At 50.2% G+C, this 20,303-nt stretch carries 18 protein-coding genes; 13 read left to right on the top strand and 5 right to left on the bottom strand.

All coding sequences use genetic code 11. The features are described from left to right. The first annotated feature begins 204 nt into the window (after nucleotides 1-204). The 5 genes from RS889_RS14260 to RS889_RS14240 are packed head-to-tail and all read left to right on the top strand — an operon-like array spanning nucleotide 205 to nucleotide 7,441. Nucleotides 205-1,473, top strand: a complete 1,269-nt coding sequence (locus tag RS889_RS14260; protein WP_315707747.1) for an efflux RND transporter periplasmic adaptor subunit — start codon at nucleotides 205-207, stop codon at nucleotides 1,471-1,473. A gap of 12 nt (nucleotides 1,474-1,485) precedes the next feature. Then, complete coding sequence (locus RS889_RS14255; protein ID WP_021015493.1) at nucleotides 1,486-2,193, top strand: ABC transporter ATP-binding protein; 708 nt, start codon at nucleotides 1,486-1,488, stop codon at nucleotides 2,191-2,193. 10 nt (nucleotides 2,194-2,203) lie between these two features. Beyond that, the gene (locus RS889_RS14250) at nucleotides 2,204-4,636 is read left to right on the top strand and encodes an ADOP family duplicated permease (protein ID WP_315707746.1); all 2,433 of its coding nucleotides are present in this window, start codon (nucleotides 2,204-2,206) and stop codon (nucleotides 4,634-4,636) included. 37 nt (nucleotides 4,637-4,673) lie between these two features. Then, nucleotides 4,674-6,125, top strand: a complete 1,452-nt coding sequence (locus tag RS889_RS14245; protein ID WP_021015495.1) for a sigma-54-dependent transcriptional regulator — start codon at nucleotides 4,674-4,676, stop codon at nucleotides 6,123-6,125. Further along, entirely contained in the window at nucleotides 6,125-7,441 is a 1,317-nt protein-coding gene (locus RS889_RS14240) for a sensor histidine kinase (RefSeq protein ID WP_021015496.1), read from the top strand. The genes RS889_RS14245 and RS889_RS14240 overlap by 1 nt, the downstream gene beginning before the upstream one ends. A 16-nt stretch (nucleotides 7,442-7,457) precedes the next feature. On the opposite strand, the gene RS889_RS14235 is transcribed toward RS889_RS14240, so the two are convergent. The 5 genes from RS889_RS14235 to RS889_RS14215 are packed head-to-tail and all read right to left on the bottom strand — an operon-like array spanning nucleotide 7,458 to nucleotide 11,603. Beyond that, on the bottom strand, nucleotides 7,458-8,447 hold the full coding sequence (locus tag RS889_RS14235) for an alpha/beta fold hydrolase (protein WP_021015497.1): 990 nt from the start codon (nucleotides 8,445-8,447) through the stop codon (nucleotides 7,458-7,460). Beyond that, nucleotides 8,437-9,795 (bottom strand): hypothetical protein, encoded by a 1,359-nt coding sequence (locus RS889_RS14230; RefSeq protein WP_315707745.1) that lies wholly within the window; start codon nucleotides 9,793-9,795, stop codon nucleotides 8,437-8,439. The genes RS889_RS14235 and RS889_RS14230 overlap by 11 nt, the downstream gene beginning before the upstream one ends. Nucleotides 9,796-9,807: 12 nt before the next feature. Further along, nucleotides 9,808-10,479 carry an acyl-CoA dehydrogenase family protein gene (locus RS889_RS14225; RefSeq protein WP_315707744.1) on the bottom strand — a complete coding sequence of 224 codons (672 nt, stop codon included), beginning with the start codon at nucleotides 10,477-10,479 and terminating at the stop codon, nucleotides 9,808-9,810. Further along, entirely contained in the window at nucleotides 10,476-10,730 is a 255-nt protein-coding gene (locus RS889_RS14220; protein ID WP_021015500.1) for an acyl carrier protein, read from the bottom strand. The genes RS889_RS14225 and RS889_RS14220 overlap by 4 nt, the downstream gene beginning before the upstream one ends. A 12-nt stretch (nucleotides 10,731-10,742) precedes the next feature. Then, nucleotides 10,743-11,603, bottom strand: a complete 861-nt coding sequence (locus RS889_RS14215; protein WP_315707743.1) for a hypothetical protein — start codon at nucleotides 11,601-11,603, stop codon at nucleotides 10,743-10,745. A gap of 375 nt (nucleotides 11,604-11,978) precedes the next feature. On the opposite strand from RS889_RS14215, the gene RS889_RS14210 reads away from it, so the two are divergent. From RS889_RS14210 to RS889_RS14175, 8 genes are read left to right on the top strand one after another with little or no spacing between them, the layout of a single operon-like run. Beyond that, nucleotides 11,979-12,278 carry a hypothetical protein gene (locus RS889_RS14210; protein ID WP_021015502.1) on the top strand — a complete coding sequence of 100 codons (300 nt, stop codon included), beginning with the start codon at nucleotides 11,979-11,981 and terminating at the stop codon, nucleotides 12,276-12,278. Beyond that, nucleotides 12,265-13,572: a type III PLP-dependent enzyme gene (locus RS889_RS14205; RefSeq protein WP_315707742.1), complete on the top strand. Its 1,308-nt coding sequence runs from the start codon at nucleotides 12,265-12,267 to the stop codon at nucleotides 13,570-13,572. Before RS889_RS14210 ends, RS889_RS14205 begins: the two co-directional genes overlap by 14 nt. Nucleotides 13,573-13,597: 25 nt before the next feature. Beyond that, complete coding sequence (locus RS889_RS14200) at nucleotides 13,598-14,473, top strand: hypothetical protein (RefSeq protein ID WP_315707741.1); 876 nt, start codon at nucleotides 13,598-13,600, stop codon at nucleotides 14,471-14,473. Continuing rightward, nucleotides 14,460-15,416 carry a 3-oxoacyl-[acyl-carrier-protein] synthase III C-terminal domain-containing protein gene (locus tag RS889_RS14195; RefSeq protein ID WP_315707740.1) on the top strand — a complete coding sequence of 319 codons (957 nt, stop codon included), beginning with the start codon at nucleotides 14,460-14,462 and terminating at the stop codon, nucleotides 15,414-15,416. The genes RS889_RS14200 and RS889_RS14195 overlap by 14 nt, the downstream gene beginning before the upstream one ends. Continuing rightward, a complete protein-coding gene (locus RS889_RS14190; protein ID WP_315707739.1) occupies nucleotides 15,413-16,996 on the top strand; it encodes a class I adenylate-forming enzyme family protein in 1,584 nt (527 codons plus the stop codon). Before RS889_RS14195 ends, RS889_RS14190 begins: the two co-directional genes overlap by 4 nt. Continuing rightward, nucleotides 16,989-17,249, top strand: coding sequence for a phosphopantetheine-binding protein (locus RS889_RS14185; protein WP_290182474.1), 261 nt, complete (start codon nucleotides 16,989-16,991; stop codon nucleotides 17,247-17,249). Before RS889_RS14190 ends, RS889_RS14185 begins: the two co-directional genes overlap by 8 nt. After that, on the top strand, nucleotides 17,246-18,763 hold the full coding sequence (locus RS889_RS14180) for an AMP-binding protein (protein WP_315707738.1): 1,518 nt from the start codon (nucleotides 17,246-17,248) through the stop codon (nucleotides 18,761-18,763). The genes RS889_RS14185 and RS889_RS14180 overlap by 4 nt, the downstream gene beginning before the upstream one ends. After that, nucleotides 18,732-20,273 (top strand): AMP-binding protein, encoded by a 1,542-nt coding sequence (locus RS889_RS14175; protein ID WP_315707737.1) that lies wholly within the window; start codon nucleotides 18,732-18,734, stop codon nucleotides 20,271-20,273. Before RS889_RS14180 ends, RS889_RS14175 begins: the two co-directional genes overlap by 32 nt. The last annotated feature ends 30 nt before the right edge of the window (nucleotides 20,274-20,303 follow it).

The raw sequence follows: 20,303 nt of genomic DNA, 5'->3' as shown, positions 1-20,303 counted from the left end.
GCCGGGCTGCATTCCTGTTAAATCAGCATCCCTGTCACGCGTAAAGTCTGTGTCCCATATTCTGGAACTCGTCCCATTTGTATCTGTAGTGTGTTGTCAGAAATGGGAATTTAGTTGTCTTTAAATATAAAATGCATAAATATCAATGAGATGATAATTGGCATGAATGCTGCTTGATGCTGGTCTGAATCAAATAATAATTAAGTGAAAAAGACGATGGATGTTCAGCGTAAAACCAGCAAATTCACTATCAAGCGAGTGGCAATGGCAACTTCATTGTTGATTGTGATTGCCATCGCCAGTTTCTATGCACTGAGCTATACCCCCGACGGATATAAAGTCAGCGCATCCAGTCTGCTGATCGGCGCAGTCAAGAGAGGCGATATGGTGGTAGAAGTGCGAGGTAATGGCTCGCTGATTCCCCGAAATATCAGCTGGATTGCCGCCAATGTGGATGGTCATGTTGAGTCAGTAAAAGTGAAAGCGGGTGCATTTGTTAATACCGGTGATGTGATAGCCGAAATGGTTAATCCGGACTTGGTGCAGGCTACTGAAGAGTTACGTTGGGAATTGGCGGCGAAGGAAGCGGATACCAAAGCGCTTGAGAGTCGGCATGAGAGTAATCTGCTGGGCGCACAGGTGGCAATTGTCGATGCCAGACAAAAATATGAACATGCGAAGCTGGAATATGATGCCGCTGAAATTTTAAATAAACGTAATAATGGTTCGGTATCCATGCTGGTTTACCGCCGTTCCAAACTGGCAACGCAGCAAAACAAACAGAGTCTGGATCTCACCCGTCTACAGTTGGAAAAACTGAAAGTTGCGCAGAAAGCAGATATGGATGCGAACTATGCCCGCGTGAGTAAATTGAAAAACATGTTGGCTCGTTCAGAGTCACAAATTCGTTCATTAACGGTGCGGGCAACAGAATCTGGTGTCATTCAGACGATAAATCTTGAAGTGGGACAGCGTATCAGCACTGGTTACAACATCGCCCGTGTGGCACGCAAAGATCAGCTGATAGCCGAGTTGAAAGTGCCCGAACGACAAATCCGTGATGTGGCCCTCGGCCAGTCGGTCACTATCAATACGCAGATCCATAATATTCAGGGCAACGTTTCTCGTATTGATCCCTCAGTCATTAATGGCACAGTGCTGGTTGATGTCGAATTAACCGGTCCACTGCCAGATGAAGCCCGGCCTGACTTAAGTATTGAAGGTTCGATACAGGTCGCCCGCCTGACCAATATACTTTATGTCCCCAGGCCACTATATGCGCAGAATAATATGCCAGGCATTGTCTATAAACTTTCCGCTGATGGCAAAAGCGCCAAAAAGGTCCAGGTGGTATTTGGCAAAGGTTCAGCGGATGAAATTGCCATCAGTAGCGGACTGACGGTTGCGGATAGGATTGTTTTATCCAGTTATCATGCGTGGGAGCATGTCGAACAGATTAGCATTACTCGTTAAGAGGATAAGTGTATGTCAGCAATTGTAGAGTTAAAAAGCATTAAAAAAGTGTTTTATACCGAGGAGATGGAAACGCATGCACTGAGCGACATCTGTTTCACTATTAATAAAGGTGAATACATTTCCATTTCCGGCCCCTCTGGTTGTGGCAAATCGACATTACTGTCTATCCTTGGTTTGCTCGATAAACCCAGTGAAGGCGAATATAAAATTAACGGTATTGATGTGGGCCACCTCAACGCGAAACAGCAGGCGGTGATCCGCAATCAGGAAATCGGATTCGTTTTCCAGTCATTTAATCTGATTAGCGACCTGACGGTAGAAGAGAATGTCATGTTGCCGCTGACCTACCGCAAAGGAATGCATAAGAAAGAGATGAAATCGATGGCGCAGGCGGCATTGGAAAAAGTAGATATGAAGCATCGCGGTAAACACTTTCCAGCCCAGCTTTCTGGTGGTCAGCAGCAGCGTGTTGCGGTGGCCCGCGCCATTGTTGGTAACCCGACGCTGGTATTGGCGGACGAACCAACCGGTAATCTGGATTCCAAAAACGCCGATGCGGTAATCGCGCTGTTTGATCAGTTACACCAAACGGGCTCGACCATTTGCATGGTGACTCATGATGCTCGTTCGGCGGCAAGGGCGCTGCGACAAATTGAAATTTTTGATGGTATGGTCATTGATGATCGACTGTTGCGAAACTCGATGTGCCTGGCCTGAGGAGCGTTTTATGTCCACTCTGTTCGATTTTCGCTATGCCTGCCGTCTGTTATTGAAACGGCCCGGTTTTTCACTGTTCACTATATTAATCATGGCCGTCGGGCTGGGATTATGCATCTACATGTATTCCATTATTAACAGCCTGGTTCTCAAGCCGTTGCCGTTTAAGGACGGCGATCGGATGGTCATGATCAGCCCCAGTATTAACGATGTGCGGCTGGGCGACTCTCCTATCAGCTTTATGGACTATCTTGATATCAAAGCGCACAGCAAGCGTTTGGAGCAGGTGGGCTACTATTATGGCGATGTCGCGAACATTAATCTCGACGGTCAGGCCTCACGCTATATTGCCATTCGTTCAGGGCCCGATTTTTTCCCTTTTACTGGTGTTCAGGCCGCTAAAGGCCGGTTGTTCAACCAACAGGATGCAGGCGAAGGCGCTAATCCTGTGGCGGTGATCGGGTATGCGCTATGGCAGAACTATTTTGGCGGACGTCAGGATATTCTCGCTCAGTCGCTGCTGGTGAATGGTGTCAGTACCCAAATCATCGGCGTCATGCCAAAGGGGTATGCCTTCCCGATGAATAATCAAATCTGGCTGCCCACCACGTTGAATCCTGCGCATATTACGGTCGAAAATGCACCGAAGGTCCAGGTTTTCGCCAAGATCAAACCAGGTTTTACGCTGGCTGATGTGGACGTTGAACTGAAAAATATCATGGCCGGGCGTGAGCAGCGCTTTCCTGAAATCAACGGTGGGCATTCCGCTTTTGCCATCACCTTTATGGACAGTTTCATGGGGGAAGATTCAAAACCGATCTTTCTGGTGATGTTACTGGCGGTGCTGCTGGTGTTGCTGCTGGCGTGTTGCAACGTTGGCAACATGCTGCTGGTCAGAGCGATTGAGCGTAGTAAAGAAACCGCTATTCGTGTGGCGCATGGCGCTCCGCCGTTACGCGTAGTGATGCAGATGATGTGGGAGAGTGCCATTCTTTGCTGCGCTGGTGGCGTTGTGGGGCTGCTGCTGGCTGGCTGGGGTATTTCATTAACCGGCAGTCTGATTACCTCTGTTGTGCCGGATAAACCGCCGTTCTGGTGGCAACTCGGCATTGATACCGATGTGGTGGTGAAGGCCCTGATTCTGGTGGTTATTGCCAGTATTATTACCGGGGCGCTGCCTGCCTGGAAAATTGTGCACAGTAATGTCAACGATGCGCTACGGGATGGTACACGCGGCGCTCAAAGCCGTAATAGTAGTCGCATCAGTCGCGGGCTGGTGATTTTTGAAGTGGCGCTCTCCAGTTCGGTGCTCTGCGTGGGGGTGCTACTTGCTTTGGTGGTCGCTCAGGCTGCGAAAATTGACTATGGCGTGGACAGTAATAATGTCTGGACGGCAAAGGTGAGTCTGCCGCCGATTAATTACCCTGATGACGCCAGCAAAGTGAATTTCTTTAACCGTCTGGTGAGCGATTTGAAAACCCAGCCCGGGGTCGTGCAAGCGGGGCTGATGAGCCGCCTTCCCGGGGAATTCACCTCGGCCAGCAGTATTGAACTGGAAGGTAGTAGCTTCACGCGATCCAACCGTAATCAGTTCCCCCGAGCCAACGATGTGGTTGTTTATCCATCCTCGCTGAGCGCGTTGGGAATTATGCCGGAAGAGGGCCGGTTGCTGACACAGAATGATGATGCTCAATCGCAAAAGGTGGTAGTGATAACCCGCTCATTCGCCCAGCGTTACTGGCCAGATGAAAAAGACGTGGTCGGTAAACGTATCCGCTGGATCGATGGCGAAGATCATGCATGGTACACGGTGGTAGGAGTCATACCGCATGTGATTCAGGGCCGGCCTTTTGGTCATAGCCAGTGGATGCCTTCCGTTTACCGTTCCATGCTTCAGGTTCCCCAGGAGCAGATATCCGTGGTGGTTACCGGCGTACCGCATGAGAACCTGAGCAATGTGATTCGACATGCCGTCAGCAGCATTGATGCTCAACTGCCGGTATATCAGGAGAAAACGTTACAGGAAGTGATTGACCGTAACACCTCCGGGTTAAGCTATATCTCTATTTTGTTTAACATTTTCGGTATAATGGCGGTATTGCTGGCGGGCAGTGGCATCTATGGTGTGATGGCGAAAACGATTAATCAGCGTTATCAGGAGTTTGGCACCCGTCGCGCCCTGGGCGCAACCAGAGGCGATATTATCGCGCTGATTATGCGGCAAGGATGGTGGCAACTGGTATTGGGATTAGTGATTAGCGTGCCGGTCATTGGTGCCATCAGTCCGATGATTCTGGTCACCTTCGGGTATCCCGGCATTGGTATGATGATGCTGTTTTCCATCACATCATTGATGATTGGTCTGGTTGTCACGTTCGCCATCCTGTTACCAGCAAAACGTGCAGTGCAGACCAGTCCAATGGATGCCCTGCGACATCAATAACTGCGCTATAGATGAAAAAAGGCTGAGAACATAAAGTATGGGCAAAAGATACCGGGTTCTGGTCGCCGACGATGATGCCATCATCCTTAGTACACTCAAACTGATGTTGAAAGTGCATCAGTTTGAGGTGATTACCGCAACCCAGCCGGAAGAGGTGTTAACCCAGGTACGCCAGGGAACACCGGATATTGCGCTGGTTGATCTCAACTACCAGCGTGACACAACCTCGGGTCAGGAGGGGTTGTCTCTGATTGAGAGTATCCGGCAGATTGATGCCGATCTTCCCGTGGTCGTCATGAGCGGTTGGGGCTCGATAGATATTGCTGTTGACGCCATGAAAAATGGCGCCGCTGATTTTATTCAGAAGCCCTGGGAAAATGAGCGTCTGGTTCATGTGCTCAATACCCAGCTACAATTGGTGGAAGGCATAAAAAAACAGCGTTCGCTCCTGCAACAGAATACGTTGTTGCAGGAGCAACTGCATCCGTGCCTACAGAAGAACATTGTTGCCTGCTCCAGGGCGATGCAGGAGCTGTTAAACCTGCTCGACCAGGTGATTCCAAGCGATGCCAGTATTTTGCTGACTGGCGAAAATGGCACCGGTAAAAGTATGCTGGCGAGTTATATTCATCAGCGTTCGATGCGACGTGAGATGAGCTATGTTTCGGTCAACATGGGATGTATTCCTGACAGTCTGTTTGAAAGTGAAATGTTTGGGCATGTCAAAGGGGCGTTTACTGATGCCAAACAGCAGCGTATCGGCCGTTTTGAACTGGCGGATGGCGGCACGCTTTTCCTCGATGAAATAGGTAACACGCCGCTGAATCAGCAGGTCAAACTCTTGAGAATGCTGGAGGAACGGCAGTTCGAAAAAGTTGGGGCCAGTAAGACGCAGTTCGCTGATGTCCGTATTATTGCCGCCACCAATGCAGACTTCGATACCATGATCGCCAATGGCTCGTTTCGCCGTGATCTCTACTACCGGTTGAACACCTTTGAATTTCGCGTGCCAGCGTTACGTGAAAGACCGGAGGATATTGGTCCGTTGGCACAAGGAATGATGGCGGCATTTGCCGAAAAATACCGCAAACCGGTGCTGGTGCTGACGTCTGAAGCGCTGGAATTGTTGCAACAATATCCATGGCCGGGAAATATCCGCGAGCTTAATCATATTCTGGAGCGGGCCGTACTGCTTAGCCGGGCCGGGACGCTGGATGTACCATTGTTGAAAATGGTACTGTCCATGGATTTCACGCCTAACAACGCCGATAGCCGATTACCGTGTGAGCCAACCTGCGCGGATAATCTGCCCGGAATCTCTGCGGCAGTGGATTTGGATGATGAGGGTACGTGGCAAACATTGGACGATATTGAACAGATGGCGCTTCAGCAGCGTCTGCGGGAGTTCGATGGGAATGTCATTGAAGCCGCCGAGTCTTTAGGCCTGAGCCGCAGCGCATTTTATCGCAGGTTAAAAAAGAATAGCTGATGAATATAGCCTGGAGCTCGCTAGAAGCGTTACAGCGCTGGCTGATACTGTTGGCGTCATTACCCTCGGCCATTGGCGTGATCGCTCTGATGATCTGGAATGGATTCTCCGGTTATCTGGTGGCGCTGGTGGCGCTAATGCTCTGTGTCTCTATTGGTTATTGTGTGCTCATGACCCGTCAATCCCTGCATTATCAGATAGCCACGCTGATGAATTTAATTGAAGCCATCACGCACAATGATTTCAGCTTACGTGGTAAGCAGCAGAAAAAAAACAGCGCCTTGAATGGGTTGATTGACATGATCAATGAACTGGCCTCTTCAATGCAGCAGCAACGCTTGACGGTGAAGCAACAGCAGTACCTGGTTAAAACCGTGATTAATAATATTGATGTGGCCATTGTGGCTATCAATAATCAGGGTGAAGTGGCTTTTCTCAATAACACCGCGGCAAAACTGCTTAACACCACGCCTCAGACCATACAGGGACAATCTCTGGAATCACTGCCGTTTAAACCGCTATTTGAGCAGCCGGAAAACAGTGTTATTGAATGGAATTTTCCAGAGCGTCACGGGAGATTCAAGATTGGGCATGACAGCTACTTTGAAGACGGATTGCGCCAGCGGTTGTTGTTTATTACGGATGTCAGTCAGTTACTGCGTGAGGAAGAGTATCGGGCCTGGAGAAATCTACTGCGCGTCATGAGCCATGAGATTAATAATACCTTGACCCCGATCGCTTCACTCAGCCAGGTATTGACGTCATTGATCCCCACGGAAGAGAAGGAAGAGTACCAGGACATTCGTGATGGATTACAGATTATTCATGAAAGAGCCAATAACCTGAGAAGCTTTGTCGAAAGTTATCGGAAGTTGGCCTCTTTGCCCAAACCCGAAAAGTCATTACAGGATGCGGGTGAATTGATTCGTAATCTGTTGCCGCTTTTCGAGCACCGTAAAATAGTGCTTCATGATTCAGGCCGGGCGATGATCAATATTGATGCGGTACAAATAGAACAGTTGATGATCAATATTCTGAAAAATGCGGATGAGTCGATGACTGACGAGATCGACGGTGTGGTGACATTAGGCTGGCAGATTAAAGAGAACAAATTTCATCTCGACGTGCTCGATGAGGGGCATGGTATTGGCAACCGAGACAATTTGTTTGTCCCTTTTTACAGTACGAAGAAAAATGGTAGTGGTATCGGTCTGATGCTTTCGCGGCAAATTGTGGAATTACACGGTGGTTATTTCAGTCTGGAAAATCGTCGGGACAGAACCGGATGTAAGGTGAGTATTACGCTTCCCGTGTAGAGTGGTTCCATTGCATTCACTCCGTGTTAACGCTGCTTTCTTTTCCTTCGTGCATAAACGTGATGATACGTTGATGAAGGGCGTGGTCCTTCAGTATGCCTCGATGTCCCAGGCCCGAGGTCAGAAACAGCTGGCTGTCGGGAAAAGCGCTGACCATATTGTAAGCCTGATGCAAGTCTATATTACTGTCATCACGATCATGGCAAATCAACGTGGGAACAGGGATAGCCTTCCAGGATGTGGTGGAGATAAGATCAGGATGCAGGCCATAGCGTTGATGGTACTCTTCTGCCAATTGAGTGCGTAACGAAGAGGGAACCCGGTGATAGTCAATCCAGGCATCCAGCAGACAGGCAAAAGAGTCTGGACTGCTGATATTCACCAGTTGATGGCAGTCTAGCCCTTTCCATTTCGCCAGGGTTGCGGCAGTACCACCGAATGAGTGACCAATAACCGTCTTGAAAGGACCGTAGTGATTACCCAGCATGAGCAGCAATTGCACCAGATCATAGAAAGAACAGCGCTCGCCGGCGGAATTGCCGTGTGCCAACAGATCGGGTGCAATCACTTCATAACCTTGAGCAACCAGTTTTTCAGCCAGCGGACGAAACATCACACTGTGCCCCTCCCAGCCATGTACCAACAGCACGCGCTGGTGGGATCCCGGCCCTGACCGGTAAACGGTGATCTGTTGGCCGGCGAACACCAGAGAATCCTTATTCAAGGATTGAAGATAAAGCAGATCGCTATTTTTACAGGGCATTCGGTGCGGATGTTCGAACAGCGCGATGGCATAATCAACGGCACGATGCGGTGAAATCCTGTTCAGAATGGTGATATCCACCTGCCGTAATCTACGGCAAGTGTGGCCGTAATGCGTTTCCGGCGTAATCTGCGTTTTCAGCAGCAGGCTGGGGCGACGTTTCAATTTGACTAGACAATGGTTGTAGCGGTAATGGGCCACCGCGGCCAGTTTCAATAATGGGTAACAGAGATCATACAGCATTCAGTTTTCCCATCTTTTTGACCAGCAGGTAGTACTCGTAAACAAACACGGTCAAATAGAGAAGATTAAAAACCAGGATGATGTTAATCAGCCGGTGAATATTCTGTCCACCGTCGGCCAGTAACACCGCCATTATCAACAAGGCTTCCATCACAAACGTCACTAGCAGAACCCGTTTACCTCGACCTAATTGCTCCAGAATGGTTTGTATGCTTGCCACCAGTGATGTCATGAAAAAAGTGGGTAGCAGCCATGCCATTATCAGATAGGCGGTTTTGCGGATCTCTTCGCTACCCGCCAGCAGATCGACCAACAGGTGTTGGCTGAAAAAGGCGAGCAGGGTAAAAACCAGGTAGCTGAGGGCGATCCAACCCAGTCCTTTACTGAGGATTCGGCTCAACGTGGCGGATGTGGCGCTGTTGGATAGCTTTTGGTTTACGCAGATAGCGATGGCGGAACCGATAGCCACGGCGGGAATAATAAAGAAAGTGCGTAGTTTGACCACAATCAGAAAACCGGTGGCGTAGCCGAGACCTGACTTACTGAGTAAGGGAAAAATGACCGCTGAACTGGCGAAAGCCAGCATCATTGACAGAAAAATTGGCACGCCAGCATCGGCGGTGATCGCCAGCAGTCGGGGTAAATAGGTCCTTGCCTGAGCGCGTTCGCCTTGAGAAACCGTTTTCACCATAGTGATATATGAGCACGGCAGCAGCAGCAGCGCCGCGATCAGATTGGAGTAAATAACAGCAGAGAAACCAAGGTGATAATAGTTAAAACCAATATAGCAACTGATAAAATTGATCAGAATAAAACCAATAATAAACGTCATACTGGATTTGCTTTTACTTTGCCCACGCAGTGCGGCATTGCTGAGTTCAAAGATCAGAAAAGGAATCAGCGATAGCATATAAACCGGCAAAATCGTGTTGAATAACCGGGTATTATTACTGACATAAAGATGTTGCAGTGGGGCGGCGAATAGCCAACTGCCTAGTGCAATTAATGCCAGAAACAGCGCGCCGACCAGAGCGAAAAGCAGTGTACTGTTTATTACGTTGCGGCGCGGCCAGTGCTGCGTGGAACGGGCGCTGAAGATCTGATTCGTAATCGTCAGGCATTCAAGCAAGGCAATAAACAGAAAATGAAACGGCTGTAACATGGAAAGCAGGTACAGTGCATCATTACCGGCGCTATTGTTACCCAGAATCCAGATCTGGCCGTTTTGTGACAGTGAAACCACTACGGCCGTTAAGATCATTGGCCAGGCCAAGGTGACAACTTGTCTTAAATCACTCTGTCGTGGATATTCCGCGGCATAAAGTGCGGGTTGTTTGGACGTTGTCATAAAACGGTTTCCTCACATCACGGGGGCCGGCTGATGCCAGATATCGTTGCCTGTTTTTCCCGAAGCGCTATAGAGCAACATCGAAAAATGGCTCAGCGTATGACTGTTACCCAGCAGAAAACCATGCCCGCCCATGAGTTTTTCCGCTTTATTGGTGAGCTGTGTGATCGCATAGTGTTCCTGCTCAAGGCCGGTGAAATCGCCCTCTTCAAGACGCAAGATCAACTGAAATTTCAGTTGAGTGATGTCGGCGTATATTTCAGAGAAGCTGGCCTTGATCAGCTGATGCCGGGTGGTTTTTTGTCCGAAACTTTGCCGCTGATTAAGGTGCGTATAGGACATGTCGAGGATTTTTGCCGCCAGCCCGAGTCGTAGCGCCGCCACTAGCAGAGACTGTTGTGGGGTGCCGGCTTGACTGGTGGCGACTTGTGCTACTGCCAGTCCCAGGTAATTCAGCAGCCGATCATCAGCCAATGTCGTCAACGCTGTATCCGCCACCGCCGAACCATCACCCTGTAATAGCGGCAACGGAGGCTGAAGGGAATACAGCGCGACACCGTTACTGGCCAGATAACCCTGGCTGCCCGTTATCCATAAAGTGAGCTGACTTAATATTTCCGCCGGTTGCGCCGTGCGTCCACAGTGCAGCGCTTGCTCAACGTGTTGAGAGGAAAGCGTCATCATTGTTGGGCTGTGCAAGTGTAGGATTCAATATAGGCAACCAGTGTGCCGACAGTATTAAATGATTGTTGGCTGATCTGATCAGGGTCAAACATCAATCCATCGATATTATCCTCCAGTGTCAACAAGAACTGGACAAAGCTGACGGAGTCGAGATCCAAATCCTCATCAAAGCGCGTGGTGTCAGTCAGCACAACAGGCTCACCATCTAACACTTCATCCAGAGCCAGTTTGATTGCGTCTAAAATTGCCATATTGTCATCTCACTAATTAAAGGTTGCGGTGTGTTTTAAAATATTCAGCGAGGAGAATGTAATTCCCATCCCTGCCGAAAATAATAGTGCTGAATTAAAATCGCGATGTTCCGTGATCATCTGTAAATTAAAAAATACATCTGAACAAAAGGTGTGGCCATATTTACCAATATGGGATAAATCAAGTTTATCCTCCCAATCCATATCCAAAGCGAGACGGGATAGTAATGGCCGGTTTAAATTATATGAAATCACTACGTCGGGAGGGTTATCCCTTATTGAATCAGAAGAAAGAAATGTCACCAATTGGTCATAAAAGACATTTCGCATTTCATTTCTTTCTTGCACGGTAGTGTTTTCTGGATTCTTGTAATACTGGTTAATATGTGTCACTTTTGATGCAGTAATTTGCCATTTCCCTATTTTACTGCTGAGTAAACAGGCGGCAGACATTTCACCTAATAACCCCACTGGCATTTTATTAAAGTAAGGAGAAAAACTTTTTTCGCCACTCAGAATAATTGCCACGCCATCAAAATCCGTAGTGTGAAGTTGTCGAATCAAATGCACCGCGCTTAATGCGGAAGCGCAATGATTCAGGCTGAGTGTAAACGTCGTCCAGCGCGTCAGACCACATGCATTAGCCAGATTTTTCAGCCACTCATCATCGAAAAACGTATTGTGCGTCTGGGTCTTGGTAAAGATCAAATAACCTTTTTTGTTGCACAGTGACGGATGCCTGGACACTAATTCCGATAAGGTTTCAAGATGCATATCAAAATGACTTTTCTCGATCATCGACACGCTGTCCAGTTGGTAAATACGTTGATAAATCTTGATTTCTTTATCGGAAAGCTGATGACTTTCTGCCAATTCCCGTAAGGGCCTGCAACGGTAGCTAGTGGGTTGGCTACACTGAATGTCCTTTATGAAGAGCATAAGCCGCTGTCCAGATATTGGTTATTAACTAACGCTGGCGACATGATGGCAAGTCAACACGGGCACTAATATTACCGTAATATTACCGTGAACCTACGGGCACAATGTCTTGATAGGAAGTAAATTATGCATTTTTTTTAACGGGATTTGCCTGAAATTGCTGAGTGATACTTTTTCTATTTTTTAATCCATATTTACAATTCTAGTCAAAATTATGAAAAAACACCCTATTACTATGCAGAAATATGCCACAGCTTACTGATTTATATCTCGCGGATATTTGGCGAGTTTTTATTGGATGGAGAGATCATGTCACTCATCATAAATGAGATTGTATCAATAATAACAGTAGAGTTAGAAAAGTTGGGGTTAGATGACCACAGAATAAGTCTGGTGCTTTCCGGTCGTGAGCTTTATGGTTTTTCTGGCGTGCTCGACTCCGTGAAATTAGTTGAGCTGATTGCTGGGTTAAATGAACGTATTGAAAAAATTATCGGTAGAGAATTTGATCTATTTGAAAAGATGGATGGTGAATTCCTGGGTAATTTCCTCAATATTAATTCTCTCAGTCACTACCTCGCAGAGAGTATTCAGCATGCACCGCTTTAATTACCAGACAGCATTCATCCATCAGAATGGTATTGAGAAACTGAATTTCGACGCGCTGGTTCAGGTAACCGGGACACCATGTTATATATACAGTGCCAATCAAATACGACATGACCTAAAAACACTAACAGAAACATTGCCAGCAGAATTAAATTACTTTTATTCCTTAAAAGCCAATCCGAATGTGTCGCTGATAAAAATTATCAGACAATATGACGTCGGCTGTGAGGTCTGTTCCGCCGCCGAATTGGAAATGGCGCTGGCAGCGGGCGCCACGCCACAGCAAATCATCTTTGTCGGGCCAGCCAAATCGCCGCAAGAGCTACGCCGTTGTGTGGCGTTAGGGATTAAAGCGGTAGTGGTGGAATCTCTGGCGGAACTGCGGCAGCTCAATGACATCGCTGCCGAAGCGGACCGTCAGCAAACCTTCATGTTGCGTATCAATCCGGATTTCAGCACCGAGAAAGCCCGGCTGGTGATGAGCGGCAAACCTCGGCAATTCGGTATTGATGAATCCCAAGCACTGGCTGAGCTATCGTGCCTGCATCACTATCCACATCTGAAAATGGTCGGGATTCATATTTATCTTGGCACACGCATTCTGGATGCTGAGGCGATTGCCAGTAATACCCGCAACATTCTGGTACTGGCGGAGAAGATTCAGCAGCAACTGTCTTTCCCGCTGCAATTTGTTGATATCGGTGGTGGCCTGGGTGTGCCTTACTACGCCAAGGAACAGCCGCTCGATCTGGCTGCTCTCGGCTACAGTCTGGCGCCGCTCCTGGCGGCGTTTCGACGACAGTTCCCACAGATGCAACTGATGATGGAGCTGGGCCGTTACATGATTGCCCGAGCGGGAATTTTCGTTACGCGAGTCCGTTATCTTAAAGATTCCAAAGGATCAACGTTTGCCATTTGTGACGGTGGTTCTAACTGCCACGGGGCCGCGGCGGGATTGGGGTCGGTCATTCGCAAAAACTTCCCGGTGCGGCGTTTGGCTGCCAGGCAGGAAGGTGCGATGCAAACCTATACGCTTTCCGGCCCACTGTGTACGCCGACCGATATCATCGCTGATACGGTCACACTACCCAGATTGGCGGTTGGTGACCTGATTGGTGTTTTCAATTCTGGTGCCTATGGACCAACGGCTTCCCCGGTTTATTTTCTCAGTTTTGGTTATCCGGCAGAAATTCTGGTTGATGGTGATCGGGCGACGCAGATCCGCAAACCGGATGGTGTGGCACATATGCTGAATCAGCAACAACCGGTCGATCTTGAGATTCCGCAACCCTGACGGTTTGCAACGACAGAGCGTAACTATGGATCTTTATCTGGATAGCGCCCACATCCATTGCCTGACTTTTACCGATCAGGAGACGTTTTCCTTACCGGCAACTGATCGCGTGGAGGTGGTTGACGCGTGGCTACAGGCGTTTTATCAGGCTAACGACCGACCGTGGCACGCGACCAGTAGCCGTGCGCAGGCATGGATTGAGGGCGAGTCACGTGTCACGTTTACCGACATCGCCGGCGCGCTGATCTCACGCCTGCAACCGGAAGTGGAACTGAGCGATCTGGATGTGGTGATACTGGCCCACTGGACGCCTGATGCGTTAATGGGATGTTCTGTCACCAATTTTATCCTGCATCAATGTCATGCCAGCCAGGCGTTCGCGTTCGCGGTCAGCGACTGTGGGCTGATGGCTCCGTTTACCGCGCTGGAGTTAATCGATCGCTATCTTCCTGCCACGCAGGGTAAAGCACTGTTGCTGATCGTTGATCAACATCTGCTGATGCATGAGTCACCCACGCTGGATCGCCTGGCGGGTAGGGACTGTGGCGCAGCGTTGTTATTTCAACGTCAAGCGGGTCGCTGTCGGTTGAAAGCCCGCTGGCAGCAGTGTGGTGATGATGAAAACACCCCCGCGTATTTTGCGGCACAGCTAAAACAACACGCTATCAAGCCGGAAAGCACACTGTTGATCACTGCTGAGCCGCAGCGTCACTCAGCGATGGCATTCACTGCCATGCTCACCCCGCAGCCGGCGTTACTGTGCGCCGCGCCTTTCTTTGAACTGGCCAGCGTACTTCAGGCGGAAAAGCCAGCGGCAGAGACCCTATTGCTGACCTGTCATCGGCATAATAATTGCCATGTGCTGGCATTCTCACTGGAGGACGTCGATGAACATCATTGATATTGCGACACTGATTAACCCGCAATTGACGGCGTTATCGACGCTGCAACAGCACTATCAGTGGGGAGCGCGAAACCAGAAAATTTTCAGCCGCTTTCATAAGCTGGAATCCGCCTGCCTGTTTCCCGATCTGGCATTATCCCGGATGTTGAGTGAATGCCTGGCTCGATTACTGGCCCGTCACCCGGAAAAACGACAGCAGATCACCCATGTTGCCTATGCGCATTCACTGCACAGCACGTATCCCTTCGATGCCGATGTGCTCCGTACCGTCGTGGCCGAACATTTGCCTGCCAGCGTGGAGGTATTATCGGTAACGCAGAACTCCTGTGCCTCCTCGTTTGCCGGACTGGCGCTGCTACAGCGAATATTGCCCGCAGCCGATGCGTCGGCAGGTTTCGCTGTGCTGTTAACCGGTGACAAGTGTTTCCATCAAACGGTGCAGTATGTTGATCAGAACGGCGTGTTTGGTGAAGGGTGCAGTGCCGTGCTGGTAAGCCGCGCCGCTGATGCGGGCGGCAGTGTCATTGAAGGCATGGGATGGGCGATGATTGGCGGACTCGGTAGTCGCACGGTAATCACCGATCGCCAGGTTGAGAACCGTTATGACCATGATTTCATGCCCACCATGATGTCCGCCATCGAGCGGGCAATGGCGACGGCCCGTATCAGCGCACCGATGATTGAAACCGTGCTGCCATATCATATGAGTCCGTCCACTTTCGATCGCATTGCTGACCGACTTGGTCTGGAGCGAAACTGCGTGATGCGTGACAACCTCTACCGGCTTGGTCACTGCTTCTGTGGCGATGCCTTTATCAACTTACATGATGTGATGCACAACCCTGCGGCTGTTAAGCCACAAGGCCGGATGCTGGCTGTCGCCGCCGGAGTGGCCGGTACGTTCAGCGCCATGGTATTGCGTCGACAGGAGGCAGCATGATGCAAATGAATTATCAGGTACTCAGTCAATATCTTGATGTCAGCGCGGAAACGCGGCCGGAGAGTATCGCCGTCATCGGTAACAATAGCGAAATCAGCTACGCACAACTGAGGAACGATGCGTTAAAGATCGTGACCTGGCTGGTTGAGCAGAATATCCAGCGTGGGGACCGGGTGATGGTCTGGATGACAAACAGCCCGGAATTGATCCGCTGTTTCTGGGCGATTCAATATATCGGTGCCGTTTATGTGCCGATACACCCCGATACTCGGGCGGAAAAACTGGCGTGGATCAGTGATGATTGCGCCGCCAGCCTGATTATTACTGATGCAGCGCTGGAGAGTGAACTTGAGCTGGCCGGTGAACAGATGCGCCGGCTGCCAACCCTGTTGCTCAATGGCCCGAGTGAACGTCCGTGCTCACAGTTAACCGCTATTCTGGCCTCAAATGGTGCACCAGCATTGCCGGGAAAGCGATTGAGCCAGGATCTGGCGGCGATTATTTACACTTCCGGGTCAACCGGAAAACCCAAAGGCGTCATGTTGACACAACTGAATATGATTGCCGCATCGCAATCGGTCGCCAGCTATTTGCACTTGGTGGAAAGTGACAGAATTTTTTGCGCCATCCCGTTAAGTTTTGACTATGGCCTGCATCAGGTGATTATGTCGGCACTGATCGGCGCCACGCTGATTATTGAAACATCGTTTGCGCAGCCGCTGTTTGCGCTGCATCGCCTGGTGAAGCAGCAGGCAACGGTATTTCCTTTGGTGCCGACCATGCTGAGCCTGATCGTACCCTTGGCCAGGCGTTTTGATTTCTCCTCGCTACGCCTGATTACCAATACCGCCGCGGCGTTAAATCCCGCTGACATCGATAAAATTGGCGAAATATTCAGTCAGGCCCAGCTGTTCTCAATGTACGGACTGACCGAATGTCATCGCTGTACGTATCTTGAGCCCGCCATGCTGGAAACCCGTAAGCAAAGCGTCGGGAAGGCTATTCCCAATACTGAAATGTGGGTGGTTGACCCGCAGGGACGCGCACATCGACGCAATGCCACCGGCGAGCTGGTGATCCGGGGCGCGACGGTGATGCTCGGCTATTGGAATAATCCGGAGAAAACCGATGAAAAATTAAAGCCCGGGCCGCTTCCCGGCGAGCGGGTACTGTATACCGGCGATATCTGCCGTCTGGATGAAGAGGGCTATCTTTATTTCGTCAGCCGGCTGGATGACGTACTCAATGTCTGTGGCGAGAAAGTCGCTCCGCGTGAGGTAGAGTCGGTGCTGGCTGGCTTCTATAACGTCAGCCAGGTCGCGGTGATAGGTTTGCCCCATCCGGTTTACGGCGATGAAATTGTGGCGTGGATAGAAATAGCGTCAGCCGCCACGACCCACCACCAGCAAATTAAAGAGTGGTGCAAAACACGGATGGAAGCCTACATGGTTCCGCACCGCTTTTATTTCACCCAACATCTTCCTAAAAACAGCAACAGTAAAATCGATCGGCTGGCGCTAAAAGCCTTAAGCCTCGACCCACCGGATTCAACCATATCGTCAGGAGTGAAGAATGGATAGCTACGAACGCTTGGTTATTGACGCCATTGCCCAAGTGATGGATATCGACGATACCGCAGAACTGCACAGCGGTATCCAGATTGAGCGCGATCTGGGGTTCGACAGCGGCTTGTATATTGAATTGATCATGTATCTGGAAGATGCGATTGACGGGTTGCATCTTGATCCGGCATCGCTGGATATCAAACATTTTGAAACCGTTGGCTCGATTGCCCGTTATATCAATGGATTAATGATTACCGAGGCCTCATGAGTATCGTGCAGGGACAACCCGTATTGTGGGCGATATTTCAGCGTTTTCGGCACTGTCAAACGGCCGCTTACCATCATGTTGATGGCGATCTGCGTTATGACGAACTCTATTTTCTCGCCAATGACTTGAGCCGACAGTTGATTGCGCAGGGCGATGGCGCAGTGATGATCTACGGACACAAAGATAAACGTTATCTTATTGCTGTCTGGGCCTGCATTCTCGCCGGCAGGGCATTCGTACCAGCGGAAACCGACAATTCTACCGCCAGGTTGACGCAAGTGATGGCAGGGGCTGATGTGCAACTGGTACTGAATGCCACCGCTGATGCAGCTCATCTGACGCAAAAGGATGTCCCCTGGTGGCCGGTTGAGCTGGTCGCCCGTCGTCAGGCGGAGCCCGTGCTGGCACTACGGCAGGTGCCGCCGTCAGCCACCATGTATATTATGTTCTCCTCCGGCACCACGGGTTTGCCAAAAGGCATTGCGGTCAGTTATGACAATGTGAGTGACTTTGTCGGTTGGTTGGCGGAGGAGTTTGTACTGAATGGCGCCGTGAGTGGCAATATTCGTTACTGTTTTGATGTCTCTCTGTTCGAGCTGTGGCTGGCCTGGCTTAATCTGCAACCCCTTTCTGCACTGGATCACCGGGAATTCATTAATACCCGTAAATACATTAGTCGTCATGCAGCTTACCGCACGGTGACCTGGGTATCCACCCCCACCATCACGCGTTACTACCTGAATGACAAAATGTTCTCCGCCGTATCCCTGCCACATCTGACACACTTCATTTTTTGTGGGGAAGTGTTGTCGAAAGCCTTGGTCAGTGAGCTGTGGCAACGTTTCCCTGGATGCAGAATCACCAATACCTATGGTCCGACGGAATGCACCGTGGCGGTAACGCACGTTGATATTCAGCCTGAGCATCTGGCGGACGCATTACCGTTACCACTCGGCAGTGTGCGTCCGGGAACCGCCATCGAGATTGCGCCCGCCGCGGCGGAACGGGGCGAAATGGTCATCAAAGGCCGTTCGGTTGGTGCCGGCTACCTCAACGCCACGCCACAGCAACAGGCGCGTTACTTCATTGATGCGGCGGGAGTTCGGGGTTATCACACCGGTGATCTGGGATCGGTATGTCAACATCGGTTTTATTTCTGGGGACGTACTGATCGGGAAATAAAACTACAAGGTTACCGTATCGAACTTAATGAAATCGAAGGGTATTTACGTAGCCTGGATCAGGTACGCGAAGCCTTTATCGAACCCTGGTACCGCCGGGATACCTTACAGGGGATCAGCGCTTTTGTATTGAGTGATGACCCGCCTGATTTTGCCGCGATGGGGCAGGCGATGTGCCGTCATTTTCCGCCCTATATGATCCCCAAACGCTGGTATGCCATTACCCATCAGTCTCTTAACCTCAACAGTAAACTCGACCGCAAGGCGGTAAGCGAGTCGGCCACCCGTGAAGGAAAATATTATGTTTTCGTCAATGATGCAGGCGATCGTTAGTCATCTTGATCAATCGGGTGACGCCATTGCTATCATATCGCCGGATGGACAGTTCAGTTGCCGGCAGGTTGCCAGACGTGTGCAGGCCATCGTTGATGTTTTACAGCAGCTAAAGCCGACACGGGTGTTGGTCCTTGGCCATAAAGAACTGGATACCCTCTCGGCATTGATTGCCTGCGCCTATTGCGGTATCGCGTTTACTGTAGCGGATTCCGCCAATCCGCTGTCCAGAGTGGTGAGAATGGCCGAGATTTATCAAACCGACCTGATCCTGGATGGGCGTGTGGCTTCGCAGCCTGTCGGCGATGACGCGATCACTCACTACCCGATAGTGGCGCTGGCGTTATTGCCCGACAGTGATTGCCAACTGACAGCGTGGCAGCCGCCTGCGGATAATCCGATTTTTTATGTGTTGTCAACGTCCGGCAGCACTGGTTTGCCGAAAGGCGTCAAGATTGGCTATGCACAGTTTGGCGCCTTTTACGCCTGGTATCGTGAGATCATGCTGATTGAAGCCCCCACCGGCGCACATCTCAATCATGCGCGTCTCTCCTTTGATATGGGTCTGCTCGATCTGTTTACCAGCCTCGCGCTGGCGAAACCGGTGATTATGTTATGTCACGCGCATAATGCGATGCCGCGCCAGAACCTCAATCTAATGAGATGCCAGACAGCGGCGCCGGTAACCAGCTGGTTTTCAACGCCAAGTTTTCTGGAGATCATGTGTCTGGATCCTCAGTTCAACCAGCAGGTTTTGGCGCATTTACGGCTGGTGATCGTCGGGGGTGAATTTGTCTCGCCACAACTGATTGGCAAAATCCATCAGCGCTTTCCACAGGTGCGGGTGATGCACGGTTATGGGCCGACGGAAACTGCTTGCCTCACACATCTTCACCCTATCGAGCGGTTGTCTGACGGCGAACACACACTGTTGCCACTAGGCAAACCCCGTGGCAATAACGTGATTGGCATCGAAAATGATCGTGGTGAGCCGCTTCCCATTGGGGAGGTCGGGGAAGTGGTGATTTACGGTGAACAGGTCGGCTTGGGATATTTGCCCGAATCGCATCCGAAAAATGTCGCTTTCGGTGGTCATGACGATAGGCGTTTCTACCGCACCGGCGACTACGGTTTCGTCAATGAACATGGCGAGCTGTGGTTAAAAGGCCGGATAGACCGCCAGGTCAAATGGCATGGTAACCGAGTGGAACTGGCGGAAATTGAAGCGGTAGCCTGCCGCTACCCGCGGGTAAACCAGGCGGCCGCCGTACCGGTTTATCAGCACAATAAACTGGCTGACGTGATTATGTTTCTGCAACTACATGAGGATACGCCCGAACAGCGGCAGGGTTTTGTACGTCATATTAGTGAACACCTGCCCAAATATATGGTGCCGACGTCCCTCCATTATCTGCAACAGCTACCGCTGAGTCTGAATGGCAAAATTGATCATCAGGCGTTACTGCAATACTGGCAGCAAAACTATCAACGTCAGGGTAGCCCGTCCTGAATGAAAGACACTGACGCCATGCAAGCAGGG

The organism is Brenneria uluponensis (assembly GCF_032395385.1).
Classification (GTDB): Bacteria; Pseudomonadota; Gammaproteobacteria; order Enterobacterales; family Enterobacteriaceae; genus Prodigiosinella; species Prodigiosinella aquatilis.
This window is presented reverse-complemented; position numbering and strand designations above follow the sequence as displayed.

What these genes read in the sequence shown, in the direction of transcription:
- RS889_RS14255 (WP_021015493.1), top strand. Translation starts at nt 1,486, where the DNA reads ATGTCAGCAATTGTAGAGTTAAAAAGCATTAAAAAAGTGTTTTATACC.
- RS889_RS14250 (WP_315707746.1), top strand. Translation starts at nt 2,204, where the DNA reads ATGTCCACTCTGTTCGATTTTCGCTATGCCTGCCGTCTGTTATTGAAA.
- RS889_RS14245 (WP_021015495.1), top strand. Translation starts at nt 4,674, where the DNA reads ATGGGCAAAAGATACCGGGTTCTGGTCGCCGACGATGATGCCATCATC.
- RS889_RS14240 (WP_021015496.1), top strand. Translation starts at nt 6,125, where the DNA reads ATGAATATAGCCTGGAGCTCGCTAGAAGCGTTACAGCGCTGGCTGATA.
- RS889_RS14235 (WP_021015497.1), bottom strand. Translation starts at nt 8,447, where the DNA reads ATGCTGTATGATCTCTGTTACCCATTATTGAAACTGGCCGCGGTGGCC.
- RS889_RS14230 (WP_315707745.1), bottom strand. Translation starts at nt 9,795, where the DNA reads ATGACAACGTCCAAACAACCCGCACTTTATGCCGCGGAATATCCACGA.
- RS889_RS14225 (WP_315707744.1), bottom strand. Translation starts at nt 10,479, where the DNA reads ATGATGACGCTTTCCTCTCAACACGTTGAGCAAGCGCTGCACTGTGGA.
- RS889_RS14220 (WP_021015500.1), bottom strand. Translation starts at nt 10,730, where the DNA reads ATGGCAATTTTAGACGCAATCAAACTGGCTCTGGATGAAGTGTTAGAT.
- RS889_RS14210 (WP_021015502.1), top strand. Translation starts at nt 11,979, where the DNA reads ATGTCACTCATCATAAATGAGATTGTATCAATAATAACAGTAGAGTTA.
- RS889_RS14205 (WP_315707742.1), top strand. Translation starts at nt 12,265, where the DNA reads ATGCACCGCTTTAATTACCAGACAGCATTCATCCATCAGAATGGTATT.
- RS889_RS14200 (WP_315707741.1), top strand. Translation starts at nt 13,598, where the DNA reads ATGGATCTTTATCTGGATAGCGCCCACATCCATTGCCTGACTTTTACC.
- RS889_RS14195 (WP_315707740.1), top strand. Translation starts at nt 14,460, where the DNA reads ATGAACATCATTGATATTGCGACACTGATTAACCCGCAATTGACGGCG.
- RS889_RS14190 (WP_315707739.1), top strand. Translation starts at nt 15,413, where the DNA reads ATGATGCAAATGAATTATCAGGTACTCAGTCAATATCTTGATGTCAGC.
- RS889_RS14185 (WP_290182474.1), top strand. Translation starts at nt 16,989, where the DNA reads ATGGATAGCTACGAACGCTTGGTTATTGACGCCATTGCCCAAGTGATG.
- RS889_RS14180 (WP_315707738.1), top strand. Translation starts at nt 17,246, where the DNA reads ATGAGTATCGTGCAGGGACAACCCGTATTGTGGGCGATATTTCAGCGT.
- RS889_RS14175 (WP_315707737.1), top strand. Translation starts at nt 18,732, where the DNA reads ATGTTTTCGTCAATGATGCAGGCGATCGTTAGTCATCTTGATCAATCG.